The sequence below is a fragment of the Streptomyces sp. NPDC050732 genome (assembly GCF_040654255.1).
In the GTDB taxonomy this organism is placed as follows: Bacteria; Actinomycetota; Actinomycetes; order Streptomycetales; family Streptomycetaceae; genus Streptomyces.
In genome coordinates, this window is the sequence record NZ_JBFAHP010000040.1 from 54,884 (window position 1) to 81,551 (window position 26,668).

Annotated in this window: 23 protein-coding genes and 1 tRNA gene; 10 read left to right on the plus strand and 14 right to left on the minus strand. The window is 71.7% G+C overall.

What is annotated here, in order from left to right:
* Window positions 1-22: 22 nt before the first annotated feature.
* A complete protein-coding gene (locus tag AB0H82_RS30285) occupies window positions 23-856 on the minus strand; it encodes a hypothetical protein (RefSeq protein WP_362998363.1) in 834 nt (277 codons plus the stop codon).
* Window positions 857-1,042: 186 nt separating this feature from the next.
* Between AB0H82_RS30285 and AB0H82_RS30290 the strand changes: the two genes are divergently transcribed.
* The 4 genes from AB0H82_RS30290 to AB0H82_RS30305 all read left to right on the plus strand — a co-directional run bounded on the left by AB0H82_RS30290 (window position 1,043) and on the right by AB0H82_RS30305 (window position 5,619).
* Window positions 1,043-1,948 (plus strand): LysR family transcriptional regulator, encoded by a 906-nt coding sequence (locus AB0H82_RS30290; RefSeq protein ID WP_362998315.1) that lies wholly within the window; start codon window positions 1,043-1,045, stop codon window positions 1,946-1,948.
* Window positions 1,949-2,048: 100 nt separating this feature from the next.
* The gene (locus tag AB0H82_RS30295) at window positions 2,049-2,618 is read left to right on the plus strand and encodes a cysteine dioxygenase family protein (RefSeq protein WP_362998317.1); all 570 of its coding nucleotides are present in this window, start codon (window positions 2,049-2,051) and stop codon (window positions 2,616-2,618) included.
* The gene (locus tag AB0H82_RS30300) at window positions 2,618-3,688 is read left to right on the plus strand and encodes a putative sulfate exporter family transporter (protein ID WP_362998319.1); all 1,071 of its coding nucleotides are present in this window, start codon (window positions 2,618-2,620) and stop codon (window positions 3,686-3,688) included. Before AB0H82_RS30295 ends, AB0H82_RS30300 begins: the two co-directional genes overlap by 1 nt.
* A gap of 458 nt (window positions 3,689-4,146) precedes the next feature.
* On the plus strand, window positions 4,147-5,619 hold the full coding sequence (locus AB0H82_RS30305; RefSeq protein WP_362998321.1) for an acyl-CoA synthetase: 1,473 nt from the start codon (window positions 4,147-4,149) through the stop codon (window positions 5,617-5,619).
* A 60-nt stretch (window positions 5,620-5,679) separates the two neighbouring features.
* Here the strand turns inward: AB0H82_RS30305 and AB0H82_RS30310 are convergent, their stop codons facing one another.
* Complete coding sequence (locus AB0H82_RS30310; RefSeq protein WP_362998323.1) at window positions 5,680-9,684, minus strand: S8 family serine peptidase; 4,005 nt, start codon at window positions 9,682-9,684, stop codon at window positions 5,680-5,682.
* A 323-nt stretch (window positions 9,685-10,007) separates the two neighbouring features.
* Here AB0H82_RS30310 and AB0H82_RS30315 point away from each other — a divergent pair, with 323 nt between their 5' ends.
* Both AB0H82_RS30315 and AB0H82_RS30320 read left to right on the plus strand, forming a co-directional pair.
* Complete coding sequence (locus AB0H82_RS30315) at window positions 10,008-11,045, plus strand: rod shape-determining protein (RefSeq protein ID WP_362998325.1); 1,038 nt, start codon at window positions 10,008-10,010, stop codon at window positions 11,043-11,045.
* Window positions 11,046-11,123: 78 nt separating this feature from the next.
* Window positions 11,124-12,800 carry a GAF domain-containing protein gene (locus tag AB0H82_RS30320; protein WP_362998327.1) on the plus strand — a complete coding sequence of 559 codons (1,677 nt, stop codon included), beginning with the start codon at window positions 11,124-11,126 and terminating at the stop codon, window positions 12,798-12,800.
* A 101-nt stretch (window positions 12,801-12,901) separates the two neighbouring features.
* Here the strand turns inward: AB0H82_RS30320 and AB0H82_RS30325 are convergent, their stop codons facing one another.
* From AB0H82_RS30325 to AB0H82_RS30335, 3 genes are read right to left on the minus strand one after another with little or no spacing between them, the layout of a single operon-like run.
* The gene (locus AB0H82_RS30325) at window positions 12,902-14,905 is read right to left on the minus strand and encodes an ABC transporter permease (RefSeq protein ID WP_362998365.1); all 2,004 of its coding nucleotides are present in this window, start codon (window positions 14,903-14,905) and stop codon (window positions 12,902-12,904) included.
* A 17-nt stretch (window positions 14,906-14,922) separates the two neighbouring features.
* Window positions 14,923-15,720: a molybdate ABC transporter substrate-binding protein gene (gene modA / locus AB0H82_RS30330; protein ID WP_362998329.1), complete on the minus strand. Its 798-nt coding sequence runs from the start codon at window positions 15,718-15,720 to the stop codon at window positions 14,923-14,925.
* A gap of 52 nt (window positions 15,721-15,772) precedes the next feature.
* Window positions 15,773-16,183, minus strand: a complete 411-nt coding sequence (locus AB0H82_RS30335) for a helix-turn-helix transcriptional regulator (protein WP_362998331.1) — start codon at window positions 16,181-16,183, stop codon at window positions 15,773-15,775.
* Between the two features lie 191 nt (window positions 16,184-16,374).
* Here AB0H82_RS30335 and AB0H82_RS30340 point away from each other — a divergent pair, with 191 nt between their 5' ends.
* Entirely contained in the window at window positions 16,375-17,412 is a 1,038-nt protein-coding gene (locus tag AB0H82_RS30340) for a YihY/virulence factor BrkB family protein (protein WP_362998333.1), read from the plus strand.
* A gap of 46 nt (window positions 17,413-17,458) precedes the next feature.
* Here the strand turns inward: AB0H82_RS30340 and AB0H82_RS30345 are convergent, their stop codons facing one another.
* From AB0H82_RS30345 to AB0H82_RS30365, 5 genes are all read right to left on the minus strand, one after another.
* The gene (locus AB0H82_RS30345; RefSeq protein WP_362998335.1) at window positions 17,459-17,896 is read right to left on the minus strand and encodes a spore-associated protein A; all 438 of its coding nucleotides are present in this window, start codon (window positions 17,894-17,896) and stop codon (window positions 17,459-17,461) included.
* Between the two features lie 247 nt (window positions 17,897-18,143).
* The gene (locus AB0H82_RS30350; RefSeq protein WP_362998337.1) at window positions 18,144-18,743 is read right to left on the minus strand and encodes a DUF4389 domain-containing protein; all 600 of its coding nucleotides are present in this window, start codon (window positions 18,741-18,743) and stop codon (window positions 18,144-18,146) included.
* Between the two features lie 176 nt (window positions 18,744-18,919).
* Entirely contained in the window at window positions 18,920-19,870 is a 951-nt protein-coding gene (locus tag AB0H82_RS30355) for a sporulation-delaying protein SdpB family protein (RefSeq protein ID WP_362998339.1), read from the minus strand.
* A complete protein-coding gene (locus AB0H82_RS30360) occupies window positions 19,870-20,469 on the minus strand; it encodes an SdpA family antimicrobial peptide system protein (protein ID WP_362998341.1) in 600 nt (199 codons plus the stop codon). The genes AB0H82_RS30355 and AB0H82_RS30360 overlap by 1 nt, the downstream gene beginning before the upstream one ends.
* An 88-nt stretch (window positions 20,470-20,557) precedes the next feature.
* Window positions 20,558-21,325 (minus strand): sporulation delaying protein family toxin, encoded by a 768-nt coding sequence (locus tag AB0H82_RS30365; protein ID WP_362998343.1) that lies wholly within the window; start codon window positions 21,323-21,325, stop codon window positions 20,558-20,560.
* Window positions 21,326-21,463: 138 nt separating this feature from the next.
* On the opposite strand from AB0H82_RS30365, the gene AB0H82_RS30370 reads away from it, so the two are divergent.
* The 3 genes from AB0H82_RS30370 to AB0H82_RS30380 all read left to right on the plus strand — a co-directional run bounded on the left by AB0H82_RS30370 (window position 21,464) and on the right by AB0H82_RS30380 (window position 24,003).
* Window positions 21,464-21,811, plus strand: coding sequence for a GntR family transcriptional regulator (locus tag AB0H82_RS30370; protein ID WP_362998345.1), 348 nt, complete (start codon window positions 21,464-21,466; stop codon window positions 21,809-21,811).
* A gap of 8 nt (window positions 21,812-21,819) precedes the next feature.
* Window positions 21,820-22,785: a DUF1648 domain-containing protein gene (locus tag AB0H82_RS30375; protein WP_362998347.1), complete on the plus strand. Its 966-nt coding sequence runs from the start codon at window positions 21,820-21,822 to the stop codon at window positions 22,783-22,785.
* A 720-nt stretch (window positions 22,786-23,505) separates the two neighbouring features.
* On the plus strand, window positions 23,506-24,003 hold the full coding sequence (locus AB0H82_RS30380) for a hypothetical protein (protein ID WP_362998349.1): 498 nt from the start codon (window positions 23,506-23,508) through the stop codon (window positions 24,001-24,003).
* 189 nt (window positions 24,004-24,192) lie between these two features.
* On the opposite strand, the gene AB0H82_RS30385 is transcribed toward AB0H82_RS30380, so the two are convergent.
* From AB0H82_RS30385 to AB0H82_RS30400, 4 genes are all read right to left on the minus strand, one after another.
* Window positions 24,193-24,259: transfer RNA gene (locus AB0H82_RS30385), tRNA-OTHER, on the minus strand.
* A gap of 34 nt (window positions 24,260-24,293) precedes the next feature.
* Window positions 24,294-25,073 carry a hypothetical protein gene (locus tag AB0H82_RS30390; RefSeq protein WP_362998351.1) on the minus strand — a complete coding sequence of 260 codons (780 nt, stop codon included), beginning with the start codon at window positions 25,071-25,073 and terminating at the stop codon, window positions 24,294-24,296.
* Between the two features lie 71 nt (window positions 25,074-25,144).
* Entirely contained in the window at window positions 25,145-25,333 is a 189-nt protein-coding gene (locus AB0H82_RS30395; protein WP_362998353.1) for a DUF4314 domain-containing protein, read from the minus strand.
* Window positions 25,334-25,421: 88 nt separating this feature from the next.
* On the minus strand, window positions 25,422-26,486 hold the full coding sequence (locus AB0H82_RS30400) for an N-6 DNA methylase (RefSeq protein WP_362998355.1): 1,065 nt from the start codon (window positions 26,484-26,486) through the stop codon (window positions 25,422-25,424).
* Between the last annotated feature and the right edge of the window lie 182 nt (window positions 26,487-26,668).

Genomic DNA, 26,668 nt, shown 5'->3' on the forward strand with positions numbered 1-26,668 from the left:
GGGAGAGCCTTCTCGGGAGGCGCTACAGCGCCGCCTTGTGGATCAGCTCCGCGACGCGGGGCAGCGAGCCGGGGTGCACGGCGAGGAAGAGGTTGGGCTCGACGAGTTCGAGCTCCATGACGTGCGGGCCGCCGTCGGGGCCGTCGACGAGGTCCACGCGCGCGTACAGCAGGTCGGGAGAGCCCGGCACGGCGGCCAACGCGCGGTCGGCGACGTCGAGTTCGGCGTCGGTGGGCTGCCAGGGGCGCAGGTCGGGGTGTGCCGTCTTGGCCGCGTCGTAGGCCGTGCCGGGTGCGAGGACCGCGCCCTTCTGGACGGCGTGCAGGAAGTGTCCGCCGCAGAACACGAGGGCGCGCTCGCCGGTGACGTCTATGCGCCGCATGTAGGGCTGCACCATGGCGGTGAAGCCCTCCTCGTGCATGCGGGCCAGGTGCGCCAGCGCGGCCTCCCGCTCGTCGGCGCGGTAGCGGGCGGCGTAGCGCGCCCCGGCCCCGGAGGTCGGCTTGACCACGAACTCACCGTCCGTGGCGGGGAGTTCCGTGGCGTCGCCGGGCGCGCGGTAGTGCGTCGGCACGACGGGCACGCCGGCCCCGGCGAGCTCGCCGAGGTAGCGCTTGTCGGTGTTCCACCGGACGACGTCGGCGGGGTTGGCGAGCCGGGTGAGCCGGGCGCACCGCTCGGCCCACGCCACGTACTCCCCGGCGCGCCAGCTGTAGTCCCATGTGGACCTGATCACCGCGAGGTCGAATCCGGACCAGTCGACGTCCGGGTCGTCCCAGCCGACGACGTGGGCCTCGGCCCCCGTCTCGCCGAGGGCCCGCGCGAGGGACGGCAGGTCGTGGTCGTGGGCGGGCATCGGCCGACGGGTGACCAGTGCGATGCGGGGGCTTGTCACGGGGACTCCTTGTTCGTACGCGGTCACAGCCACCGCAGGCTAACAACCGCGCCTCACCCGCCTCCGGGGAGGAAGAGGCGTGCCCCGGAGGCAAAAGCCCGGCACCGGTCTTGTTCGCCGCCTCCAACATCTGCTTATGATTCAGCGGTGTTCGATTCACGGCACATCAGGACGTTCCACGAGGTGGTCCGGGCCGGTTCGTACTCGGCGGCCGCCCGCTCGCTCGGCTATACGCAGCCGGCGATCACCCAGCAGATGAAGGCTCTGGAACGGTCCGTCGGCACTCCGCTGTTCACCCGCGTGGGCCGCCGCATGCGGCTGACCGAGGCGGGCGAGGCGCTGTCGCGGCACGCGGGGATCATCCTGGACGACATCTCCGCCGCCCAGCAGCAGATGAACGCGATCACGCGGCTGCGCTCGGGCCGGGTGCGGGTCTGCGCGTTCCCCAGCGCCAACGCGACCCTCATCCCCGAAGCCCTGGCCCGGCTCGCCACCGGGCACCCGGGCGTGCGCGTGGAGCTCCTGGAGGACGAGCCGCCCGAGTCGCTGCGGCGCGTGGTGCGCGGCGAGTGCGACATCACGCTCGCCTTCACCTATCCCGGCCTGCACGACGAGGTGCCGGAGGAGCTGGCGGAGATCCCGCTCCTGGAGGACCAGCTGACCGTGCTGCTGCCGACCGGGCACCGGATGGCGCGCCAGCGGTCGGTCAGGCTCGCCGAGCTGGCGGACGAGCGGTGGATCGCGGGCTGCCCGCGCTGCCGGGCCAATTTCCTGCACGAGTGCGCCGAGCTGGGCTTCGCGCCGGACATCGCCTTCACCACCGACGACAACCTGGTGGTGCAGAGCCTGGTTGCCGAGGGGCTCGGCATCGCGATGATGCCGGGCCTCGTCCTGAACTTCCTCTGCCACCGGAAGGTGACGGGCCGCGCCCTGGACCCGGCGTCACGGCGCCAGGTGTCGGCGTACGTCCTCAAGGACCATCTGCGGATACCGGCCACCGCCCTGGTCCTCGACGAGCTGCGGACCGTGGCCGCCAACCGCGTCGGCTGCTGATCGTCCGCACCCTCGCGCCCCACCGTCCATAAGCGGAAGTTGGGGGGTTGCCAAAAGACTGTCGTTGGACGTGATGGATCGGCGGCGCGACGCTGCCCGTATGAGCACTCCGACCGCGTACCGGGCCGCCCGGACCACAGAGCGCCTCGACGCCCTCGTCACCGACGTCCGCGAGGCCGTGGGGCGCGGCCTGCCCCCCGACCTCACCGCGTACCTGGTCGGCGAGCGGCTCGCCCCGCACCTCGGCACCGCCGATCTGCTCACCGACGAGCAGTGCGAGGGCGACCCCGACCACTACCGCCAGCACGTCCTGCACGCCGAGCACGACGGCAGCTTCTCCATCGTGGCGCTCGTCTGGCTGCCGGGGCAGCGGACCTCCGTCCACGACCACGTGTCGTGGTGCGTCACGGGCGTCCACGAGGGCGAGGAGCATGAGCGCCGCTACCGTCTTGTGCCCGCCGCCGAGAACGGCGGCGCCGCCCGGCTCGTCGCCACGGAGGACGTCGTCAACCCGCGCGGCTCGGTCTGCGGCTTCGCGCCGCCCGGCGACATCCACCGGGTGTGGAACGCCTGCGGCAGCCGCGCGATATCGATCCACATCTACGGCGCGGACATCGCCCGCCTGGGCAGCAGCGTCCGCCGGGTGTACGAACTCCCGGCCGACCGGTAATGGCACTCCTCGGCGAACGCCCGAAGTCCCGTACGCCGCGCGCCACCACCCCCCTCGCCCGCCCGCCCCGCAAGCTGCCCGGCCTCACGCTGGCCGTGCTGGGCGTCGCCGTGGCCTGGGGCGTGCACCGGCTGGTGCCCGGCGTGCCGATGCTCACCGCCGCCGTGGTCCTGGGCATCGCCGCCGCCCACCTGCCGGGCGCCGCGCACGCGTTCGTACGCGGTCCAGGCAAGGCCGGGCTGACGTTCGCGGGGAAGCGGCTGATGCGCGTCGGCATCGTGCTGCTCGGTCTGAAGCTGAGCCTGGACGACGTGCTCGGGCTCGGCTGGGCCTCGGTCGCGATGGTGCTCTGCGTCGTCGCGGTCACCTTCTGCGGCACCTGGTGGCTGGGCCGCCGCATGGGGCTGCGCGGCGACCAGCCGCTGCTGATCGCCACCGGCTACTCGATCTGCGGCGCGTCCGCGATCGGCGCGGTCAGCGAGGTGTCCGAGAGCGACGAACGGGACACGGCCACCTCGGTGGCGCTGGTGACCCTGTGCGGCACGCTCGCGATAGCCGTACTCCCCCTCCTTCAGCACCCGTTGGGGCTCAGCGACGCGGAGTTCGGGCGGTGGGTCGGGGCGAGCGTGCACGACGTCGGGCAGGTCGTGGCGACCGCGCAGACGGCGGGTGCGGGGGCGCTCGGCGACGCGGTCCTGGTCAAGCTGATGCGGGTCGCGCTGCTCGCGCCGCTCGTCGCGGCGGTGGCCCTCTCGGTACGGGCACGCCGACGGGTCCCGGCTTCCGCAGCCGGAACCACGGGCGCCAAGCGGCCGCCGCTCGTGCCGCTCTTCGTCGCCGGCTTCCTCGCCATGGTGGCCCTGCGCACCACCGGCCGGCTGCCCGGCACGGCGCTCGACCTGGCCCATACGGCTCAGGAACTCCTCCTGGCCGCCGCCCTGTTCGGCCTCGGCAGCGCGGTCGACCTGCCGTCCCTGACCCGTACGGGCGGCCGGGTGGCGGCACTCGGGCTCATCTCGTGGGGCGTGATCGCGGGGGTGTCGTATGCGGGTGTGGTGCTGACGTACTGAGGGCCGGAGCGAATGCGAACAACGGATGCGAACGACTGGGCAGTTGTTCCCTGGAACAGGTGATCGTCACGCCAGGAATTGCGTGCGGCCCCTGTGATTGACGATGCTTACGGTGCGCGAGCGACGGGCTGCAGACCGTGACCGCGCCCCCGGTCCATGTCCCATACGGGACCGGGGAGTTGGACCCGCGTCCGCGGGTCCGGCACCTTCCTGAAAGTCCCACAAGGAGAAGCACCACCATGAACCTCATCACTGACGTCGTCGCCGGCCTCGCCCACTTCCTCGGCTGGCTGGTCTGACGTCACCACGACAGCAAGCAGCGACGCCGCCTCCCCCGTCCCACGGGAGGCGGCGTCGCCGTGTCGTGGGGCGTGCGTGACACTCTCATCACGCCCCGGTGCGGAGACCGCACATGCTCCGCACGGACCACCCCGACGTCACTTCGAGGAGTACGACACGTGGACCCCCTCTTCCCGGCTCTCGACGCCGCACGCGGCGAGGCCCTCCGGTTCGGCGACCGCTCGCTGACCTACCCCGAACTCGCCTCGGTGGCGGGCTCGTTGGCGCTGCGGCTGCGCGACGAGAGCCGGGTCGCCGTCTGGGCGACCCCATCCTTGGAGACGGCCGTCAGTGTGGTCGCCGCGCTGCTCGCCGGGGTGCCGGCCGTGCCGCTCAACCCGAAGTCGGGCGGCTCCGAGCTCACGCACATCGTGCGCGACAGCGCGCCTTCCCTGGTGCTCGCCGAGCCCGGCGTCCCACTGCCGCCCGCCCTGGCCGACGTGGCACGGCAGGACGTCGACGTACGGCCGGACGACGCGGCCCGCCCTGCGGCGGCGCCCACCGAACCGGCCCCCGAATCCCCCGCCCTGATCGTCTACACCTCCGGCACCACGGGCCCGCCCAAGGGCGCCGTCCTGCCGCGCCGCGCGATCGCCGCCACGCTGGACGCCCTCGCGGACGCCTGGCAGTGGACCGGCGACGACGTCCTCGTGCACGGCCTGCCACTCTTCCACGTGCACGGCCTGATCCTCGGCACGCTCGGCCCGCTGCGGCGCGGCGGCTCCGTGCGGCACCTCGGCCGGTTCGGCACCGAGGGCGTGACGCGCGAGCTCGGCTCCGGGGCGACCATGCTGTTCGGGGTGCCGACGATGTACCACCGGATCGCCGAGGCCCTGCCGGACGACCCGGAGCTGGCGAAGGCGCTGGCCGGGGCGCGGCTCCTGGTGTCCGGCTCGGCGGCGCTCCCCGTCCACGACCACGAGCGCATCGCGGCCGCCACGGGACGCCGCGTCATCGAGCGGTACGGCATGACGGAGACCCTGATGAACACGAGCGTGCGGGCCGACGGCGAGCCCCGCGCGGGCGCGGTCGGCGTACCGCTGCCGGGCGTCGAACTGCGGCTGGTCGACGAGGCGGGCGAGGAGATCGCGGCGGACGGCGGCCCCGAGGCGGTCGGCGAGATCCAGGTGCGCGGCCCCAACCTGTTCACGGAGTACCTGAACCGCCCGGACGCGACCGCGGCGGCCTTCGCGCCGGGCGGCTGGTTCCGCACCGGCGACATGGCCGTCCGGGACGCCGACGGCTATGTGCGCATCGTCGGCCGCAAGGCCACCGACCTCATCAAGAGCGGCGGCTACAAGATCGGCGCGGGCGAGATCGAGAACGCGCTGCTCGAACACGCCGGGGTGCGGGAGGCCGCCGTCACCGGCGAGCCGGACCCCGACCTGGGCGAGCGGATCGTGGCGTGGGTGGTCCCCGCCGACCCCCAGGAGCCGCCGTCCGCAGGGGAGTTGGCGGACCATGTGGCGTCGAGCCTGGCTCCGCACAAGCGGCCGCGGGTGGTGCGGTATCTGGAGGCGCTGCCGCGGAACGACATGGGGAAGATCATGAAGCGGGCGCTGGTGCGGGAATCAAGCCCCTCCGGCGACTGAGGAGCGGGGCCCGGGGTGGAGCCCCGCGTCGGTGAGCGACACGAGGCCCCACCCTCGGGGCTACTTCACCCCCACCGCCCGGATGATCTCCTGGGAGACGGCCCCGCCCCGATCGTCGGAGGCGGAGGCCCGCAACGACACGGACCCGGCGTCACGCGGCACCCTCAACTGACCGGCCCAGGACGCCTTCTTGCTGCCCCGCTCCAGGGTGACCTCCTTCCACGTCACCCCCTCGTCGTACGAGACGGACAGCTTCCCGCCCCCGATGACGCCCGTGTCCGGTGCCCCCTTCACGTACTCCGCGAAGAGCCCGACCGGTACGGTCCGCCCGCCCCGCACGTCACCCGACAGGGACGTGTCGACGTCGAACCCGAGGTTCAGGAGCGGCAGGAACGTCTTCCTGCCGGCCGGGGTCTCCTTGGACCGGAACGTCCACTCCGCGTGGCCCTTCGTCCCGAGATGCCACCGTTCGGGGGCCAGGGTCGTGTCGGTCACGACCTTGTACGTGTGCTCGGCGGGGTCCGCGTCCCACACGTACACGCCCGAACTCTTGCGCCGGTCGGCGCTCACCCCGTCCACGAAGACCTCGCTGACCTGCGTCATCGAATCCTCGCTCCAGACGTCGCCGAAGCCGGTGTGGTCGGGTCCCGAGTCGCCCCAGCCGGGCACGTTGAACGCCAGGTCGTTCCCGCTGCGCGTCTGGCCCCAGCCGAGCCCGGTGCCGAGCCAGGGGTGCAGCACCGGCTTGAACCAGTTCAACTCCGTGTGCCTGCCGCCCCGGTAGGCGACGAGGCCGCTGCGCTCCTCCAGCGCGCCGGGACCGGTGGACACGGACTCGTGCCACCGCCGGCCCTTGCCCGTGGAGACGTACTCCGTACGCTCGGCCGGGTAGTCGATCTTCTCCTGGAAGCCGAGGCCGACGGGGAAGGTGTCGGTGATGGAGTAGCGGTACTCGCCGCCCGCCGCGGGCTTCACCGCGTGGAACTTCGTGGCGAGGACGCCCAGTTCACGCTTCGTCGGCTCGTACGTGAGGTCCTTGGGGACGGCCCCCTCGTGCCCCTCGGAGAGGTCGTACACATAGGGGGTGTTGCGGGTTCCCGTGCTCTCGGCCTTCCCGCCCGCCTTCGCCGCCGCGATCAGCCGGGCCCCGTCGGCGGCGTCGACCGTGGCGATCTGCAGCGGCCGGTCACTGTTGTCGGCCGTGCCGAACCAGGCGTTCAGCCGCCCCGCCCGGCCGTCCGTCACGAACAGCGCGGCGGCGCCCGCGTCCTGCGCGGCCTGCCCGAGCCGCTCCGGCGTCACCGCGTCCGTACGGCGCACGACGACGGCCTTGCCGCGCACGTCCTTGCCCTCGTACGCGGCCGGGGTGCCGTCGCCCGCGTCCACCAGCGTCCACGTCCGCCGCCCCTCGGCGATCGTCCCGCCGGGCTGGGCGACGGCCTCGCGCAGGCCCTTCACCGCCACCGTGGGCTTCCCGAGCCGCCACACGGTGCGGTACTCGAAGCTGCCCTCGGTGACCTTCCCGGTCGGCGCGGCGAAGACGCTGTCGTACTTCACGGGTACCTGGACGGCGCCCATCAGGTCGGCGCCGCCGGCTTTCCTGTCGTACTCCATCAGCAGCTGCCTGGTCTCGGTGCGCCGGCCCACGTCGGCCCTGATCTCGCGCAGCTTCCGCCCGTCCAGGGTGATGGCGCGGTCCCGGTCGAGGCGGATCTCCGGGTCGGCGAGGAAACCGAGGCCGAGGGAGTCCGCGCCCTTGCTGCCCCGCACGTCGAGGAAGGTCGAGAGGGCGTACGTGCCCGGCTGCAGGCGCAGCTTCAGCGTGCCGGAGTCACCGACGGCGGCCGGGAACGGCTCGGTGCCCCCGGCGAGCCGCCGCACCACGAGGTCGGCGGAGGCGGCGGCGCCGCCACGGTCCTTGACGTGGACGGTGAGCGTGTACCGCTCCTCCTCCTTGACCAGCCCGAACGCGGTGTGCGCGACCTTCTTCCCGCCGGCGCTCGCGACGACGGCGCCACTGGTGTTCCCGACGGGCGCCTTCGCGCCGTCGCCGGTGACGGTGGTGGACGCGGTGCCGTGCGCGGGCACGGTGAGGGTGGACTCGGCGAGCGTGACGACACCGTCGGGGGCGCCCTGCGCTTCGAGACTCAACTTCACGTCCTGGTCGCCGGTGTTCGTGTACGTGATGGTCCTGTCGACCGGCTCGTTGGCGTCGTAGGGCCAGCCGTAGAAGCCGAGGTCGGCGCTGCCGGTCGCGGTGACGCGCGCGTCGACGGCGTCCGGCACGCTGACCCGGCCCGCCCCCAACTCGTACGCTGACGCGTCGAGTTGCTTCGCCGTGGACATCAGGGCGTCCTTGAGCCGCGCACCCGTCCAGTCGGGGTGTTGCTCGGCGAGCAGGGCGGCGACGCCCGCGACGTGCGGCGTCGCCATCGACGTACCGCTCATCTCGGTGTAGAACCCCTCACCGTCGGCGAGTTGGGAGCGGGCGGCGAGGATGTCGACGCCGGGCGCCGACAGGTCGGGCTTGAGCGCGTGGTCACCGGCGCGCGGGCCCCGGCTCGTGAAGTACGCGGCCTCGTCGGCGGAGTCGACGGCGCCGACGGTCAGCGCCGAGCCGGCGGCGCCGGGCGAGCCGATGGAGGAAGGCGCGCCGGTGTTCCCGGCCGCGACGACGAAGAGGGCGCCGGTCTCCTCGGAGAGCGCGTCCACGGCGGCGGCCATCGGGTCGGTGCCGTCACTGGCCTCCTGCGAGCCGAGGCTCATGGACACGATCCTGGCGTCGACGTCCTTCGCCGCCCACTCCATGCCCGCGATGATCTCGGATTCGCTGCCGAAGCCCTCGTCGCTGAGGACCTTGCCGACGGCGAGCGAGGCGCCGGGTGCGACGCCCTTCTCCTTGCCGCCGTCGGAGGCGGCGCCGCTCCCGCCGACGGTGGAGGCGACATGCGTCCCGTGCCCGTTGCGGTCGGTGACCTCCTCGCCGGGTATGAAGCTCCTGGACTCCGCGACGCGCCCCTTCAGGTCCGGGTGCCCGGTGTCGAAGCCGGTGTCCAGGACGGCGACCTTGACGCCCTTGCCCGTGAGCCCGGCCTCCCAGGCCTTCGGGGTGCCGATCTGCGCGTTGCTCCGCGCCAGATCCGCCTCGACACGCCCGTCGAGCCACACCTTGTGGATGCCGGACGCTTTGCTGAGGCTGGACGCCTTGTCGAGGTTGGACGCCTTGCCGAGGCTGGGCGCCTTGTCGCTGCCGGACGCCTTGCCGGGGCTGGGCGCCTTGGCGCTGCCAGACGCCTTGTCGCTGCCGGACGTCTTGCCGAGGCTGGACGCCTTGGCGATGCCGGACGCCTTATCGAGGCTGGACGCTTTGTCGCTGCCAGACGCCTTGCCGAGGCTGGGCGCCTCGGCGCTGCCGGACGCCTTGCCGAGGCTGGACGCCTCGGCGCTGCCGGGCGCCTCGTCGACGCCGGACGCCTTCCCGCGCAGTGAACGCCACAGCGCGTCCGGCCGCTCCACGGTGACGGCGACGCCCCCGACGCTCTCCAGGGAGCGCACCTTCTCGACCCCGCGCGGCAGCTCGTGCGCGCCGCGGGCCTTCTTGTCGTACGTGACGATGAGGGGCAGCCCACCGCCCGCCCTCCCCTCCTCCCCCGGCTCCGCGGACGCGAGCCCCTGCCGGATCAGCTCGGTCACGTCGAACAGCCGCTCGTCGAGGACACCGGAGCGCAGATACGGCCGCGCCTCGTCCGGTACGACGGTGAGGTGCCCGTCCGTCAGCTGACTGCGCACCGCCCCGCTCGCCCCGGCGGGCCGGTCGACGGTGACGGCCTGCCGGCCACCGGGAAGCCGGGTGACGGTGACCTCGTCACCTGTGATGAGGGTGACGGAGTGGGCTTGGGCGGGGGTGGGGGCGGCCGCCGGCCCGGGGGCTGCGGCGGCCACGGCGCCGCCCTGCCCGGCGGGAAGCAGGGCGAACGCGAGACCGGCGGCGGCCACGAGCGCGGCTCTTCGCCGCATGCGGGCGCTGCGCCGCACGGGGGCTCTGGTCATGGAGGCTCTGGTCATGGAGGCTGCCTCTCTTCGTCGGACCCGGGCAGGGCTGGTGCCCGGGTGCTGCGAAAAGTGTCAGCGGCCTTGTGTTGCACGAGAGTTGACGGAACGTGGCGGAAAGCCGCCAGGGCACATTCCCGCCAGTCGGTGACGGCACCGCCGGAACGACCCGAAGCAAGGGAACGACCGCACTGCCCGCGACGCCCCCCAACACCACCCGTGCGGCGGCACCCCGCCCGGCTCAACCCAGCGCGCGAGCCGCGCGCGTGCGCCGCACGATGCGAGACAGGACCGCCGTCCGACGGTCCGTACGGTCTGCGCTCTCGGGAGGATCTGCCATGACCGTCAGTCTGGAGCAGTTGCGCCGCTGCCACATCGCCGTCGACATGGGTGCCGCGAGGACCCGGGTGTTCGTGAAGGGCGCGGGACTCGTCGTCGACGAGCCGAGCGCCGCCGCCGTCAACACGCGGACGGGCGCGCTCATCGCGGTCGGCCAGTTCGCCGAGCAGATGACGGGACGTACGCCCGGCTACATCCGCGTGGTCCGGCCCGTCTCCGGCGGCACCGTCGTCGACATCGAGATGGCCCAGCGCATGCTGCGGCACCTGCTCGGCGAGAAGCTCCGCCGCACCCTGCGCCGCAAGCCCCGGCTGCGGGCCGCCGCCTGCACCCCGCACGACGCGGACCCGCTGGCGCAGCGCGCCGCCGTCGAGACGATGGTCGGGCTCGGCGCCCGCCGCGTGGAACTGGTGGACACCCTCATCGCGGCGGCCGTCGGCTGCGGCCTCCCCGTGGAGCGCCCCGAGGCGACGATGATCCTCGTCTGCGGTGCCGCAACCACCCAGGTCGCGGTCCTCTCGCTCGGCTCGATCGTGACCGCGGAACGCGTACCCGTGGGCGGCGAGGCCATCGACAACGCGATCGTGCAGCACCTGCGCCACCAGCATGAACTGATGCTGCCCTCCCAGTCCGTACGCCCCCTCCAGCTCGCCCTGCGCGGCAACGGCCTCACCCCGCAGGGGCCCGAGTCCACGGAGATCCACGGCAGGGACGTCGCGACGGGCGTGGCCCGCTCGGTCCAGGTGGACACGGCCGCGGTCCGCGAGGCGATCCACACCCCGCTCACCTCCGTCCTCGACGGCATCGGCAAGGTGCTGCGCGACTGCCCGCCGGACCTGGTGGCCGACCTCGCGGACCGCGGCATCATGCTGGTCGGCGGCAGCGCGCTCCTCCCCGGCCTCGACCAGATGCTGCGGGACGCGACGGGAATGCCCGTACAAATCGCGGAACGGCCGGATGTGTGCGCCGTGCTGGGGCTCGGTGCGATGCTGGAGGGCAAGATCCAGCCGCTGGTCCTGGACCCGCTGTCCGGCTGACAGGTCCGCCTGACAGGCACCCGCCGCACCCTCCCCCGAGCACCGAGCACCGAGCACCAAGTACGGAGTACGTCGTACGTGACCGAGACGCCCGAAGGAGCGGACGTGCCGCAGCCCTCGCTGCAGCCGATCCTGGAGGCGGTCCTCGGCGTCGGCACGGACCTCGAACTCCGCGCGACGCTCCAGCACGTCGTGGACAGCGCGGCGCGGCTGACCGGGGCGGGCCTCGGCACGCTCTCCGTCGACGCCGCCGCCGGCCACGAGGCACCGGCGGAACTGTTCGTGGCGGGCGGCCCCGGCCGCTTCCCCGACGGCGTACCGCCGTTGCGGCCGGAGGCGGACGACACCGACGGCACCGCCCTCCGCGTCCCGATCCGCGTCCACGACGAGCCCTTCGGCACGCTTCTGCTCGCCCGCAAGGCGGGTGGCGGCCCCTTCACCGACGAGGACCGCCAGCTCCTGAGGGTCCTGGCGAGCCAGGCGGGCATCTCGATCGGCAACGCCCGCCTGTTCGAGGCGGCCCGCCGGCGGGAGCGCTGGATCGAGGGCGCCGCGGCCGTCACCACGGCCCTCCTCACCGGCGAGGCCGCGCCCGACGCGCTGATGACGGTCGCGGACCGGGCGAGGATCCTCGCGGGCGCGGCGGCGGGCGTGATCCTGCAACCCACGGAGGCGGGCGGCATGCGCATCGTCGCAGCCGCCACGGACGGCGAACCCCACGGCTGGGGAGCCTCAGCTTCGGCCCCGGCCCCAGCCCCGGCCCCGGCCCCGGACGACTCGGCCCCAGCCCCAGCCCCGCCAGCCCCACCCCAGGAACGTGCCGAGGGTGGCCCCAGGCCGGGCGGCGCGGCGGCTGCCGGAGCGACGGGGGCCCGCGACACCTCTCCGTACTCCCACTCCCACTCCCACCCCAACGACCTCATCGGCACCACCATCGAGCCCGGTAGCGCCGTGCTCACGCAGCTGCTCGGGGGTGAGCCGGTGTTCATCGAGGACTCGGCCACCGACCCACGCATGACGACGCACGTGCGGGCCCGCTTCGGGCCCAGCATGATGCTGCCGCTGCAGGCCGGGGGCCGGCTCATCGGCACGCTCGCGCTGCCGCGCCGCCGCGGCGCGCCCGCCTACACCTCCGCCGAGCGGCTCCTCGCCACCCAGTTCGCCTCGCAGGCCGCGGTCGCCCTCGTACTCGCCGACGCCCAGCAGAGCCGGGAGCGCCTCGCGGTCTTCGAGGACCGCGACCGCATCGCCCGCGACCTGCACGACCTCGTCGTCCAGCGCCTGTTCGCCACCGGCATGATGCTGGAGTCGACCCGCCGCAAAGCCCGGTCGACCACGGTCGCGTCCACCCTCGACCACGCCGTCGACGAGCTGGAATCCACCATCCAGGAGGTCCGTACGGCGATCTTCGCGCTCCAGCAGCCGCCCGCCGACGCACCGGCCACGTTCCGCGGCAAGGTCCTGCGCGAGACGGCGGGCGCCGCCGCGGTCCTCGGCATCCAGCCGTCGGTGCACTTCGCCGGCGCCGTCGACACCCGCGTCACCGACCCGGCGGCCGGCCATCTGCTCGCCGCCCTGCGCCGCTCCCTCGCCGCCACCTCCCGCCGCACCGGCGTCACCCGCGTCGACGTGACGGTCGACGCGCGGGCGACGCTTCCCGACGGCCGCGAGGGCGTGCGCCTGACGGTGTACGACGACGGGGACACGGACGGCGTGGAGGCGGGGACGACGGTGACGTGGCAGGCGCCGCTGTAACCAACGACCAACCCGACGCCCCGTGCCCCGTGCCCCGTGTCCCGTCAGCAAGCCCCCCCCCCGCCCCACACCCAGCAAGCCTCTGTACACGCCAAGGCCCCTCAGAGCGCCACCACGGACACCTCCGTCGCCTTCACGCTCGTCCACACCTCCACCCCGTCCACGAGCCCCAGCTCCAGGGCCGCCTGCGGAGTGATCTCTGCGACCAGGTCGGGTGCCGCACGCGAGGTGATCAGGACGCGCAGCCGGCTCCCGGCGGTGGTGATCTCCCGTACCGTCCCCGGCCATACGTTGCGCGGGCTGCCCGTCGGCTTCTCGCGGTGCACGGACACGGCCTCCGGCGCGATGACCGCGAGCGCCCGCGCCCCGGCCGGCGGCGGATCGGCGACGACCAGCCGCCCCTTCCCCGCCAGCGTGAGCGTGCCGTCGGCGGTCGCCGTGCCGGGCCAGGCGTTGCGGCCGAGCATGCGGGCCACCCAGGGCGAGCGCGGGTGCCGGGTGACCTCGGCGGGCGGCGCGTCCTGCAACGCACGCCCCTCGTCGAGCACGAGGACCCGGTCGGCCAGCGAGACCGCCTCGACGGGGTCGTGCGTGACGATGAGGCAGACCCCGCCGAACCCGTCGAGGTGGCGGCGCAGGGTGTGGCGGACGCGGGCGCGGGTGGTCTGGTCGAGCGCGGCGAGCGGTTCGTCGAGGAGCAGCAGCCGGGGCCTGGCCGCCAGCGCCCGCGCCAGGGCGACCCGCTGCGCCTGCCCGCCGGAGAGCTGGGCGGGCCTGCGGTGCGCGAGGTGCCCGACGCCGAGCCGGTCGAGCCAGGCCTGCGCCTCGCGGCGGGCCGCGGCGCGCCGGACGCCCTGCGCGCGCAGGCCGTACGCGGTGTTGCCGAGGGCGTTGAGGTGCGGGAAGAGCGCTCCTTCCTGGGGCACCCAGGCGACCCCGCGCCGGTGCGGCGGCAGCGCGGTGACATCTCGCTCGCCGAGCCGCAGCCGCGCGTGGGCGCGGGGGGTGAGGCCGAGGAGGGCGCGCAGGAGCGTGGTCTTGCCCGCGCCGTTGGGGCCGACGACGGCGATGGTGGTGCCGGGGCCGGCGTCGAGGGTGAGCTGGTTGTGGCCGGTGACGTCGGCGTGCAGGGCCCACTTCTCCCCCGCCTCTGCCACCCCTGTCGCCTCTGCCGTCTTGAGGTCCCGCTCACTGCCCTCCCCCGGCTCGTCGCTCCCGTCCGAGTCGACGCGCACCTGCTCCCGTCCGTCCCGTCCGTCCTGTGCGTCCCGTACGCGCCCGGAGGCTCCCACCGTCCACCGCCCCCGCAGCCCGACCAGTACGGCCATGGCGATGGCCAGCAGCAGCAGCGACAGCGAGGTCGCGGCCTCCGGGGAGTCCTGGAGCAGCAGGTACACCTGGAGCGGCAGGGTCTGCGTCGTGCCCGGCAGGTTGCCCGCGAAGGTGATCGTCGCGCCGAACTCGCCGAGCGCCCGCGCCCAGGTCAGCGCGGCCCCCGCGGCGAGCCCGGGGGCGACCATCGGCAGGGTGACGGTGAGGAACACCCGTACGGGAGAAGCGCCCAGCGAGGCCGCCGTCTCCTCGAACCCGGGCCGCAGCCCGCCCAGCGCGCCCTCCAGGCTGATGACGAGGAACGGCATCGCCACGAACGTCGCCGCCACCACGGCACCGGAGGTGTGGAAGGGCAGCACGATGCCGAAGGTGTCCTCCAGCCACGGTCCGAGCAGCCCGCGCCGCCCGAACCCGAGCAGGAGCGCGACGCCGCCGACGGTGGGCGGCAGCACCATCGGCAGCAGCACGAGGGAGCGTACGAGCGCCTTGCCAGGGAACTCCACGCGCGCCAGCAGCCAGGCCAGCGGCACCCCGAGCAGCAGCGAAAGCCCGAGCGCCCAGAACGACACGGCCAGCGAGAGCTTCAGGGCCTGCGTGACCCCGGGAGTGCTCAGGTGGCTTCCGAGGTCGCCCCACTCGGTCCGGGCGAGGACCCCGACGAGCGGCATCAGGAGGAAGGCGACGGCGAGCAGGGCGGGGAGGGCCAGCGTGAGCGGCGGACGGGCACGCGTCCGCCGCTCACGGGTGCGAGAGCGAGTGCGGGTGCGGAACACGGCGGCCGGCGTACGGGTCACGGCTTCTGGAAGCCGGCGTCCCGCAGGATCTTCTGCGCTTCGGGCGTGCTGAGCCACTTCACGAAGGCGGCCGCCGCCTCGCCGTGCCCGGAGCTCTTGAGGGTCGCGGCCGGGTAGGCGGCGACGGCGTTCTGACCGTCGGGGATCTCGACGGCGTCGACCTTGCCGGGCGCGGTCGCGGCGTCCGTACGGTAGACGATGCCCGCGTCGGCCTCGCCGAGCTCGACCTTGCTCAGGACGGAGCGGACGTTCGCCTCCTTGGAGACCGGCCGCACGTCGACGCCCTGCTTGTCCAGGACCTGCTTGCTGTAGCGCCCGACCGGCACGGTGTCGTCGGCGAGGACCACCTTCAGCTTGCTGTCGCCGAGGTCCTTGAGCCCCTTGATCTTGTCCGGGTTGCCCTCGCGGGTGGCGATGACGAGGCGGTTCCTGGCGATGACGGTGGGCTCGCCGGTCTCCCCCTTCAGCCCGTCCATGGTCTTGGTGTCGGCGGTGACGAGCACGTCGGCGGGCGCCCCCTGCCTGACCTGCGCGGCGAGCTCCTGCGATCCGGCCGCGGAGATCGTCAGCTTCGTGCCGGGGTGCTCCTTCTCGTACGCCTTCTCTGCGGTGGCGAAGACATCGGTGAGGGAGGAGGCGGCGAGGACGGTGAGGCTCACGTCCTTGCCGCCGCCGTCCTTCTCGCTGTCGCTGTCGTCGTCGTTGCCGCAGGCGGCGAGCGGCAGGAGCAGCGCGGCGGTCACGGCCGCGGCGGCGGTACGGCGGACGGTGCGTGCGCGGAATGCGGCGGACACGGGACTCCTTGAGAAGGCGAAGAGGAACAAGTGGGCAGGTGAGGCCCGGGCGTCAGGCCCGGTCGATGTGGACGCTGGTGGACTTCACCCGGGCGGTGGCCTGCATCCCGACCTCAAGGCCGAGCTCCTCCACCGCCTCCCTGGTGAGCAGGGAGACCAGGCGGTGCGGTCCCGCCTGTATCTCCACCTGCGCGGCCACGTCGCCGAGCTTCACGGCGGTGACGATGCCGGGAAAGGCGTTGCGCGCGGTGGTGTACGGGACGTCTTCCTCACCGTTTCCGGCCCCGGCGGCGCCGCTCTGCGCGACCTCGACGGAGAACGCGGCGAGGTCGCGGCCTTCGATGAGCCGCCGCCCGCCCTCGTCGCGGTGTGTGGCGACCCGTCCGGCGTCCGCCCAGCGGCGGGCGGTGTCGGGGCTGACTCCGAGGAGGCGCGCGGCCTGCCCGATCGTGTAGGACTGCATGTGCGACAAGATAAGCGCGATCGGCTGGCATTTGTAAAAGTTGATACGGAAATCCATGGCAACTGCGCCTCCGCGCCCCCCGCCCTGGAGGAACCTCCAAGCCGCCCCGAGCAGCCCCGAGTCGCCCTCCCGCCCGACACCGGCGGCCCCGAGCAGGAATACGCTGCCCGAACCGGTCAACTCGCCTCCGCATGGCACTCTTCGGCAGGGACAAACACGAGCATGGCGAGACCGAGCCGGCCATCGGCACCGGTCCGGACCCGGAGGTCGAGCGGGCCGCCCCGGACGAGCCCACCGAGCTGCCCGCGCGCTCCTGGTGGTCGGTCCTGCGGCGCACCGGCAAGGAGTTCATGGACGACGATCTGCCCGACCGGGCCGCCGCCCTGACGTACTACGGCGTCCTCTCCCTCTTCCCGGCGCTGCTGGTCCTCGTCTCGCTCCTGGGTGTGATCGGCGAGTCGGCGACCCGCACGGTCCTCGACAACCTTCAGAAGCTGGCCCCCGGCCCGGTGCGCGACCTGCTCGGCGACGCGGTGCGGCAGCTCGGGGACAGCGGCGGCGCCAGCGGCGTGATGGCGGTCGTGAGCCTGGTGCTCGCGGTCTGGTCGGCCTCCGGTTACGTGGCGGCGTTCATCCGCACCTCGAACGCCGTCTACGACCTTCCCGAGGGCCGCCCGGTGTGGAAGCTGACCCCGCTCCGCATCGCGCTCACCGTGGTCCTCATGATCCTGCTCGCCGTCAGCGCGGTGATCGTGGTCTTCACGGGACCGCTGGCCGAGCGGGCGGGTGACGCGATCGGCGTGGGCGACGCGGCGCTCACCGCCTGGTCCATCGCCAAGTGGCCGGTCCTGCTGGTCCTCGTGATCATCATGATCGGCCTGCTCTTCTGGCGCGCCCCGAACGTCCGCGGCCCCGGCTTCCGCTGGCTGAGCCCCGGCAGCGCCCTCGCGGTCCTGCTCTGGCTGCTCGCCTCCGGCGGCTTCGCGCTGTACGTCGCCAACTTCGCCTCGTACAACAAGACGTACGGAACCCTCGCCGGTGTCGTCGTCTTCCTGATCTGGCTCTGGCTCTCGAACCTGGCCATCCTGCTCGGCCTCGAATTCGACGCGGAGCTGGCCCGCCAGCGGGCGATCTCCGGCGGCATGCCTCCGGAGGAGGAGCCGTACGTGGAACCCCGCGACACCCGCAAGTGGCCCCGCCGCCGCAAGGGCCGCCCGGTCGCCGAGTGAGCGCAGCGAGGGCCGCCACGGTTTCCGTGCCGGCCCTCGCTGTTCATCATCCGGTGATCCGGCCGCAGTTGGTGCCGCTCCTGCCGGCCGACTCGCCGGCGATCACCCCGCCCCAGGAGACGCAGTAGCCCTTGGCGGCGAGGTAGACGGGCCCCGCGTACGACCGGTAGTAGCCGTCGTCGTCGGCGTATTCTCTGGTGTCGTCGCGCTGGACCCAGACGTACATGTGGACAGCGGGGCCCGAGGTGGTGCGGACCGTCACGGCACAGTTCTTTCCGGTCGCGGAGTTGTACGTCAGATAGGTCGTCCCCACCTTCCCGATGTCGACCTGGTTGACGACCTTGTAGCCGGTGCCGCACGCCTTGTTGTACGCGGCCGCGGGTGCGGGCGTGGCTGCGGCCGCCCCGGGGGCCATGGCCATGACACCGCCTGCGGCCAGCGTCACGGCTGCTCCTGCCATCCGGATGTATCCCCTGCGTTCCATACGCCCTCCCCGAACCGGGTGCCGGTACACCGCCCGAGGAGCCGTCACGTTCTTCCGGCTGCTCCCCCGATGGCGCTCTTACCTGCAGAGACACGGTCGAAGCCGGTGCCAGTTGCACCCCGGCACTTCACATCCCTGCCCCCGACACGATCCGGCACCACGCCACACGGCGGCCCCTCTCGCCCTGCCGAAGGGCGGGCCGTGCACTGCCTTCCGTCGACGTGCGGCCCACTGATCGGCGTACTCCTCAGTCGGCCTGCAGACTGAAGGGCGGGTACGCGTCGGTGAGCAGGCCTACGTAGCTCTGCACCCGCAGGTTGTAGCGGTAGACGCCCACGAGCACGTCTCGGAGCCTCTGCGGATAGGTGCCGGTGAACAGCACGGCGAAGAACCCCATGATCACGACGGCTGTCGCCGCGACGCCCAGGACGGCAAGCACCAGGTAGTGCGGGACGGCGAGAAGCCATTTGACCAGGGGGCGCCACCGCGACATCTGTTCGGGATAGGTGAAGGTGACGAGCGTGTGGGGATCGGCCCTGTCGTCGTCGGCGGTCGCCTGGAAGTCGAACGGCGGATAGTCCTCGTGCAGGAAGAGCACGTAGCTGGCGACGCGCCACTCGTAGCGGAAGGACATGGCGATCGCGTCGAAGAGCGGGCGCGGGATGCGCCGGGTGAACAGCACGGTGAAGAAGGCGATGAAGGTCAGCACCGCACGCAGCATGCTGAGCGCGTAGGCGATCAGCAGGTGCGGAACAGCGAGGAGCCACTGTACGAACGGTCGCCAGCGGGCGATCTTCCGGGTGCCCTGAAGGTGGAGTTGAGCGGGGTAGGAAGCAGCCAGCGACATGGTGCCCTCCTCGGGGCGACCGCGCACGGATAGTGACGAAACGTCACTTTTTCAGTCCTACGCCCACGTCATACGCCTGTCAAGGCTCTGGCGTCGGCGGAGCAGGGACACAACTGCGCGAAGTGCCCGTTCCTTCCTTCTTGCGGGAAGGGAGGAACGGGCAGTCGCGACTCAGGTCAGGCCGGAACGCTTTCCTCGGCCGGCTTCTGTGGCGGCACGGCCTTCAGCGGCGTGGTCCGGCGGACCGCCTTGCGGAGCATCGCGCCGATGTCCGGATCGTGGCCGAGTGGTGCCAGGAGGAGAAGGAGGCCGCCCCACATGGCGAGGGCGAAGCTCCACAGCCCCATGGTCACCGCGATGGAGAGGTGGAAGAGCACTCCGGCAGGCAGCAGTATCCAGCGCACCTTTTGAGGCATCAGGAGGGCGGCGGCGAGAGCGATCTCCAGGACGAGCGGCCCCCAGGTCATGGCAGCGACGCCTATCGGGTGGTGCACCACGGCGTTGAGTGCGGGGCGCAGCCAGCCCGCCGCTCCGAAGGCTTCGTTGTTGACCCAGTAGTACAGGGCGGTCCCGTCGGCCCATTCGGCGTGCGGGAGCTTGGCCACGCACGACTGGAAGTACAGCACCGCCATCTGGATGCGGGCTACGTAGATCGCGCTGACACCGATCAGTGCCAGGGTGCCGCGCTGTTGGGGGGCGGCGAGCGAGGGGCGGCTGGACGTCCAGTGCCAGCGGCGGGAGTCGCCCAGGGACACCAGGGCGATCAGCAGGGTGAGCACCCAGGTGATCTGGTCGCCGCCGTCCGGGATGGAGATGCCGGTGAAGACGCTGAAGGCCACGTAGGCGTGAGGAATGGCGGTGAGGCGGGGCCTCCAGCCGCTCGCCGCGACAAGCAGTACGAGGCAGCACACCCAGCGGACGATGTCGTAATGGCCGGACTCCACGAGGCAAAAGGCGCCACCGCCGGCGACTCCCTGGCACAGCGGGTACTGGCCCACGGTCGCCACTTCCTGGAAGAGGGCGGAGGCGTCGCTGAACGCGAGGGTCCCCAAGGTGCCCAGGGCCAGCAGCGTACGGGCCAGCCCGTAGCCCGTTCCCCAGGGAAGCGTGATCGTGCGCTGCCGCATCAACACGTCACCTCCACAACCAGAACGCGTTCCGGGGTGTGAGGCTCCGGAATGAGGTCACGCCAGGCCCAGGGGGTCGGACGTTCCGCCAACAAGCCGATCGTCCCGCACAGTGTGGGGTTCGGTTCCTTGTTGTCGATGCTTCGGGCCGCCGCCCCGAATTCTTCGAGGCAGGCCGCTCTGCTCTTGGTGCAGGAATGCCAGTCGTCCTGCTTTGCCGCCGACAGCAGCATCGCCATCTCGACACCTTGGGCACGCGATGCGCGATTGAGGCCGAAAGCGTTTCGCGGGGCCGCGTGCGGGGTCAGGGACTGTGCTTCCCAGTGGCCCGATTCCTTCTTGAACGGGACGACTTCCGGGTCGCGCGGGGATTTGGTGAAGAACGCCCATCCTTGCGGGGCGAGGTTCACCACGGTGTGCTTGACCTCTTGCTGGGCCGGAAGGGATATGACGTTCTTGGGCAGCTGTTCCTGGATCACGTACACGATGACGACGGCCCAGATGAGGCATACCGAGACGATGGCCTTCGGCGAGACAGTGACGGAATCGCGTCTGTGATGGCTGAAGGCGTCGTAGAGAGAACGGAACTTACTTTTCATTTCGATGCGGTTCCTTGCCCCCGTGGGGCGCCATGAGGCCGACCCGGCGGGAGGGGAGTCTGCAGCCTCCCCTCCCGCCGGGGACTGCTTACGCGGCCTGAAGTGCCTTGGTGACCTGGGCGACAGCCTCATCCTTCGACAGCGGGGTCCCGTCGCCGCTGGTCGGCTCGGCGCTCCAGAACCAGTTCTTGCCCTTGACGAAGTTGGCACCCACCGCGACGGTGACGGTGACGACGGCACCGGCAGCCGTCACGACGGCCGCGACATGCACCACTGCGGCGCCCACTGCGACGGTGACGCCGCAGCGCTGGCCGTTCTCCACGGGCATGGCGGACTTCTCTTCCTTGGCCACCGAAAGCAGTGTGCTCTGGGCCTTGGATACCGCCTGCTCCACCTGGCGCGGGTCGCCGCTGCGGGACTTCTTGCTGAAGTCGGCGAAGAAACCGGGTGACTTCTTGTTGATCAGGCTGATCACGGCGTTGGCGGCACGCTTCTCGTCAGCGGACTCGTTGTCGAGGTGCTGGCGCGCCTTGGAGAAGAGGTCCAGCCGGGACAGGTCCTTGCCGACCTCGCCCTGCGCGAAGAAGAGACCTCTGAAGATGTTCTCACCGTCGGCCTGAGCCGATATCGCGGGAGCGGTGGCCGCCGCCTTGGCCGCGTCGGTTCCGGCGTCCGCGGCAACCGCGTTGGAGGCCACCACGCAAACGGCCGCTGCCGTGATGCCTGCGACAGCCAGCATTCCGCGCTGCTTGAGCTTCATATGTTCCCCTCGAAGTCGATGAAAAGCATCGGGGGGCAACCCACGTGCGGCCCACACGCTTTCCCCCCGCCGTGTGATCACGGTGAAGATCTTCACATGCAGTGGTGAAGCTGGTGACACGAGTGACCAAGATCACGACGAGAACGCGCCACCTCGCACCCCGCGACCGGAGCGGCACGTTCCGCACCGAGCGCCTACCGCATGATGCCTAATGGTGCTAGCGTCATTGGCATCATGTTGCTGAGACTGAACGCCTCGGATCCCCGCCCTCTGCACGAACAGGTGGCGGGTGCGATCCGTCGTGCCATCGCGGAGGGAGAGTGCGGGCCGGGGGACCGACTGCCCCCGGCGCGAGAGCTGTCCCAGGCACTGGGCGTCAACGCCAATACCGTCCTGCGCGGACTCAGGACCCTGCGGGACGAGGGAGTCCTGGAGTTCCGGCGAGGCCGCGGGGTGACCGTGGCCGACGGCGCGGACCGACGCTCCGACCTGGTGGAGCAGGTACGCGCTCTCGTGGAAGCCGCGGCCCGCCAGGGCTACAGCAAGACCGACATCATCGAAATGATCAAGGGGGACGTGTGAACGACCGCGTGAGGCGCGCAAGTGGCACCGCCTGGGCGGGCGTCGGCTGGTGTGCCGGCGTCCTGGCACTGCTGCTGGGCATACCACTGGCGGCAAGCGGACGGCTGCCGGACCGGCTGGCGACGCACTGGGGTACGGGCGGGGAGCCCGACGGGTCCATGCCGCTGTGGGCGGCCGCGCTCTTCCCCGCACTGATCTGGCTGATTCTGGTGCTGGCCGTACTGTTCTGGACGAGGCGCTCGCACGGCGCGGCTCGTGGCTGGACCGGGGTCTCCCTGGCGTCAGGAGGGGTGTTCCTGGTCGGCGTTCAGGCCTCTGTCGTACGGGCCAATCTGGACCGGTCCGACTGGCACGAGGCCGACTCCGTGACGCCCTGGGTGATGGCGGCCGTCGTGGCTGCCGTCACAGCAGGCGCCTTCGCCTTCCTGGCCACCCGCCACCCCGCCCCCGGGCAGCGGCAGACTCCCGGACCCGGCATGAGCATTCCACCGGACCAGCAGCTCGCATGGTTCTCCCGCACGTCCAACCAGTGGCTCCTCGTGACCGCAGCCGTCACCGGATTCGCCGCGGTGGCCCTCACCGCCGCCGGCGTCGGCGGTCTTCTCCCTCTGCACGCGGCGCTGATCGCCCCGTTCGCGTTCGCCTCGCTCGCCGTGCTCGGCTGCTCTTCCGTACAGGTACGCGTCAGCGAGCGAGGAATGAAGGTGTCGTTCGGCCCGCTCGGCTGGCCGGCCCGGCACTGGGCCGTCCAGGACATAGAGTCCGCCCGTGTCGAGCACCGCACTCCCGCACAGGTGGGGGGCTGGGGCTACCGGCTGAGCGGCCTGGGCACCACCGTGATGCTGCGCGGCGGGGAGTGCCTCGTCGTGCGGGCCAAGGGCAAGGACTTCGCCGTCAGTGTCGACGACGCCGAACGCGGCGCCGGCCTCCTGAACGCCCTGAGCGCGGAGACCTCGGGCAGGCACCCGTCATGAGCACGCACGGAAGTACCGATCTCGGGTCACGCACGGGCGAGCAGCGGGCGAGCCAGTGATCTTGGGGCCTCCCGGGGGACGCTGCACCCGGCGAGGTTTGAGGCTCCGCCGCAGGTGAAAACGTTCCTGCGCCGGAGCCCCGTGGTGGGGCGGGTGGGACTCGAACCCACGGCCGACGGATTATGAGTCCTTTGAGGATCTTGGCGGCCTTTGCTTTTCTGCGCTGCTTTTAGCCGTTTCCCCAGCTCAGAGGGCATGGCCTCTGCTCGTGGTCTAGAACCTTTGTCGGTCTGTTCCTGTCCTTGCGTCCCCAACGCGTCCTCACCGAGCCCCCCACGAGGCCGTGCCAGCGTCCTCACGGAGCATCACCCCAGCTCGGAGTGAGTCTCGAACTCCACCGCAGCGGATTTCCCTTCCAACGCGCAGAGGCTCCGCCCCTTGGCTGGGGCGGAGCCTCTGTGGCCGTTGAACAGGCCAGACGTCGTTCCCTCACCCTACTCGGCCAGTCCTCCGTGCGGAGGCGGCCCGGCGGGTCGGCAACTCGCCCGAGGTGATCCACCGTCGCTATCCCGGCTGCATCGACGGTCACGAGGAAGCTGCCAACGCGAAGATCATGAAGGCGCTGGAAGAGGAAGGCGCCGCAATCTAGGACTTCCCTGGCGAGTTGGGCCTGGCGAGATCAGCCCCCGTCCGGCTCCGCGTCCCGGCAGGATGAGCGCCATGGGATCGGAGATATGGGCGGGGCTGTTCGGTCTCGCGGGAACCCTGATCGGTGCGGCCGTCTCCACGGGGGCAGTTGTGTGGCAGCAGCGCCGGACTGCCCACGACGCCGAGCGCACATACCTGCTGAGCCTGGCCGAGACGGCAGCCAACGAGTGCATCAGGCTGAGCTACGCGATCCATGCGCACTACAAGAAGGGCGTCGGAGATGAGCGAAGCTCAGGCGGCAGGGAGTGGCACGCAGAGCTTCAGGGGATGAACCAAGCTCTGGAGGAGCAGGCGCTCAGGTTCCACGACAAGCAGATACGCGATCTCCTGGCTCGGATGCACGCTGAGATCCTGATTCGCCCCGAGTGGGTCGGAGATCCAGAAGGCTGGCCCCCGAGGTACACCCAGATCTGCGGAGACATTCGCATGGTTATGGGGACGGTCCTTCGTCGCCAGCCCTTCCCTACGAGGGTCTGGGAGAACTATCCCGACCCGTCAGGGCGCCCATGACCTACCTGACTGTGCCAGTGGAGGACGAGAGACTCGTGACTCTCTCGTAGGCGTGCCGCGTGTATCGCAGATAGTGCGTGAACAGTGAGAGACAACGAGAGAGAGCGGGAGTCAGTGAGACTGACTCCCGCTCTCTCATGTCGGCATCCGCCCTGGTCACCTACGGATTTTCGTAGGTGGTCTGGCGAGTGCCCCCGGCAGGATTCGAACCTGCGCACACGGCTCCGGTGTCGTTGCTCATGGAACTCCCAGGGGCGCGGCGTCGCCGCGCCCCTTGTCGAGCGAGTGGGTTAGGTGGCGCTGGCCTTGGGGCGCCGCCTGGGTGCGCGCTTACGGGGGCGCCGGTTGGTGGTCGCTTCGGGCTGCCGCTCCTCTTGATCACCAGCGTTGTCGACGGGGCCCGTGTCGTGTTGGGCGTCGACTCCGGGGCGGTCGTCCTCGCTCGGGGTCTCGGTGGCGCAGGTAGTTTCGCCACCGACCTGACTCTCGCCCGCGGGACCTTGCCGCTGCGGTTCCTCTACCGACACGGGGTCGACCGCAGGCTCGGCATCCGGTTCGGGCTCGGGCTCGGGCTCGACGGCTGGTTCGTCATCCGGGTTGGTGGTGGCCGGCGGGGTTCCCCGTTCGGCGGTGACGGCCGCGAGGGCGTTGTCGAAGAGGTCGATCCATGGCCGGTGGCCGACGTAGCGGGGCTTGTAGTCGAAGGCCGGAAGGAGGTCATCGAGGGTGCGCAGGATGATGACCGCGGGGTCTTCCTCTTCCTCGGTCACGAGGGTGGTCGCCTTGTTGTAGCGGTGACCGTCGGGAAGGCGCGCGGCGATACGCGCCCCGTGGGCGGCTTGGTCGGCGGGGGTGCCGTCGTCCGGAAGTGGGGGTGCAGCGTTGCCGGTTATCCAGAGCTGGACGGTGGCCCCGCCGAAGATGGGGCGGAAGCTGATGGCTCGTCCGTCGCTGTAGATCAGGTGGGCTGCGCCGTCGGCAGGTGCTTCGGGGTCGAGGGTCCAGTCTCCTCCGAGGCTCTGGGCAAGGGTGGCCGCCGTTTCTCGGACTGCGGCATCGGTGATGAGCATGAGCGTGTCTCTCCAAGAGGTCTGCTGGTGGGCCGTCGGGCCCGCCCCGGTGTGGGGCGGGCCCGACGGGGTCATGCGGGGCGCACCTCGTCGCCGTCGTCCAGGAGCATCGAGAGGGTGGAGCCGCTGTCCCATTTGACGTAGAGCTGGGAGAAGTTGGCGTCGTACCGCCGGACGGTTCCGAGGTCTCCTTCGGTGAGGTCGGTGTGCGGGTCGGTGGTGTGGACGAGCGCGATGCGGTCGCCTCGCTTGTAGGTCATTGAGAACCCCTTTCGTTGGTTCTATTCTATATGCATTCGGGGTAGGGTCAAGATCACCTACGAGCAATTTGAGGAGTGTCTTGCCTGATCAGGCGGCTATGTCGCGCACCAACGCTTCGACCTTCTGGAGGGCCGCGAGGAAGACGGCCTGCGAGTGCAGCTCATCTCGCCGCGCGAAGGAGTCGCGCGCCTGCCGGGCGGCCTTCGCCGGCAGGTTGCCGTCGTGCAGGGTGTCGCCACAGGCGATCAGGACGCTCGGGCCGAGATCCCAGATGATCGCGTTGACGGCCGCCCCGGCGGCGGCGAGTTCGTCGATGTCGGTCAGCGACCATCCGAAGTCGTGCGGGTCGAGGTTCCTCTCCCGCATGACCTGTGCAGCCGCACGGTACATCCCGCCGGTTCCGCCGGCGGGCTCATCGAACTTCATTCCCGGCTTGAGTGGCGCGTCGTCCAGCACCATCCGCGCCATGAGTTCGGCGACCTCAGGGGGCGTGTGCACTTCCGCGAGGGCGTCGTGCGCGCCCTTCGAGCGCATGATGGTCAGCAGCGCGCCCATCACGTCGGTGGCTGAGCGGTAGAACGCGTCGTCGCTGCTGGTCAGGTGCAGCAGCCCTTTGGTCAGGGCGGCCTCGACCACCGCCCTGACGGCAGCGGCGCGCTTCGGGCCGGGTTTCTCGTCGTCCACCCACTTGTGCAGAGGGGTGGCTCGGTCGATCAGGTCCGGCCGCATGATCCACCAGCGCGCCCAGCATTCGCGGAACGCCGCAAGGAGCTGGTCGTCGTCGAGACTGAGCCACCAGTCGGCGGCGAGGTAGGCGTCGGGTCCGCGCAGGGGCCACAGAGCGAGCGTGGCCACCACTCCCATCGGCACTTCGATGCCGGGTCCGCCTTGGGCGTGGTGCCAGGCGTAGTTGACGGCCTCGGCTATGTCGAAGGCGGTCTGGTGCGGGTTGTTCTGCGCGGGGCGGTAGTGGCCCAGCGCGGCTTTGACGGCCGTCGGCTTCGGCCGGGCTTGGGGCAGGGCGGAGATGGTGACGGGGGCGGGCGCTGGCGGGAGGCCGGTGAGGTACCGGCGGGGCGTCGCCGCGGGGGCGAGCGGGGCCGGGGGTTCGTCGGGTGTGTCGGCGTCGGCGAACAGGTCGAGCTGGCTCATGCCGCTTCTCCTGGGTCGGTGGGGGTTGGGTGCGGCGTGGGGGGGGGGGGGCCCCCGGGGGCCCCCGGGGGGGTTGGGGGGGTTGGGGGGGGGGGGGGGGGGGGGGCGCGGGGGGGGGGGCCCGGGGGGGGGGGGGGGCGGGGGGGGGTGGGGGGGGGGGGGGGGGGCCGGCGGGGATGCCG

What these genes read in the sequence shown, in the direction of transcription:
- AB0H82_RS30370 (WP_362998345.1), top strand. Translation starts at nt 21,464, where the DNA reads ATGTTGCTGAGACTGAACGCCTCGGATCCCCGCCCTCTGCACGAACAG.
- AB0H82_RS30390 (WP_362998351.1), bottom strand. Translation starts at nt 25,073, where the DNA reads ATGCTCATCACCGATGCCGCAGTCCGAGAAACGGCGGCCACCCTTGCC.
- AB0H82_RS30380 (WP_362998349.1), top strand. Translation starts at nt 23,506, where the DNA reads ATGGGATCGGAGATATGGGCGGGGCTGTTCGGTCTCGCGGGAACCCTG.
- AB0H82_RS30345 (WP_362998335.1), bottom strand. Translation starts at nt 17,896, where the DNA reads ATGGAACGCAGGGGATACATCCGGATGGCAGGAGCAGCCGTGACGCTG.
- AB0H82_RS30310 (WP_362998323.1), bottom strand. Translation starts at nt 9,684, where the DNA reads ATGACCAGAGCCTCCATGACCAGAGCCCCCGTGCGGCGCAGCGCCCGC.
- AB0H82_RS30295 (WP_362998317.1), top strand. Translation starts at nt 2,049, where the DNA reads ATGAGCACTCCGACCGCGTACCGGGCCGCCCGGACCACAGAGCGCCTC.
- AB0H82_RS30335 (WP_362998331.1), bottom strand. Translation starts at nt 16,183, where the DNA reads ATGCAGTCCTACACGATCGGGCAGGCCGCGCGCCTCCTCGGAGTCAGC.
- AB0H82_RS30360 (WP_362998341.1), bottom strand. Translation starts at nt 20,469, where the DNA reads ATGAAAAGTAAGTTCCGTTCTCTCTACGACGCCTTCAGCCATCACAGA.
- AB0H82_RS30300 (WP_362998319.1), top strand. Translation starts at nt 2,618, where the DNA reads ATGGCACTCCTCGGCGAACGCCCGAAGTCCCGTACGCCGCGCGCCACC.
- AB0H82_RS30355 (WP_362998339.1), bottom strand. Translation starts at nt 19,870, where the DNA reads ATGCGGCAGCGCACGATCACGCTTCCCTGGGGAACGGGCTACGGGCTG.
- AB0H82_RS30340 (WP_362998333.1), top strand. Translation starts at nt 16,375, where the DNA reads ATGGCACTCTTCGGCAGGGACAAACACGAGCATGGCGAGACCGAGCCG.
- AB0H82_RS30400 (WP_362998355.1), bottom strand. Translation starts at nt 26,486, where the DNA reads ATGAGCCAGCTCGACCTGTTCGCCGACGCCGACACACCCGACGAACCC.
- AB0H82_RS30350 (WP_362998337.1), bottom strand. Translation starts at nt 18,743, where the DNA reads ATGTCGCTGGCTGCTTCCTACCCCGCTCAACTCCACCTTCAGGGCACC.
- AB0H82_RS30285 (WP_362998363.1), bottom strand. Translation starts at nt 856, where the DNA reads ATGCCCGCCCACGACCACGACCTGCCGTCCCTCGCGCGGGCCCTCGGC.
- AB0H82_RS30395 (WP_362998353.1), bottom strand. Translation starts at nt 25,333, where the DNA reads ATGACCTACAAGCGAGGCGACCGCATCGCGCTCGTCCACACCACCGAC.
- AB0H82_RS30315 (WP_362998325.1), top strand. Translation starts at nt 10,008, where the DNA reads ATGACCGTCAGTCTGGAGCAGTTGCGCCGCTGCCACATCGCCGTCGAC.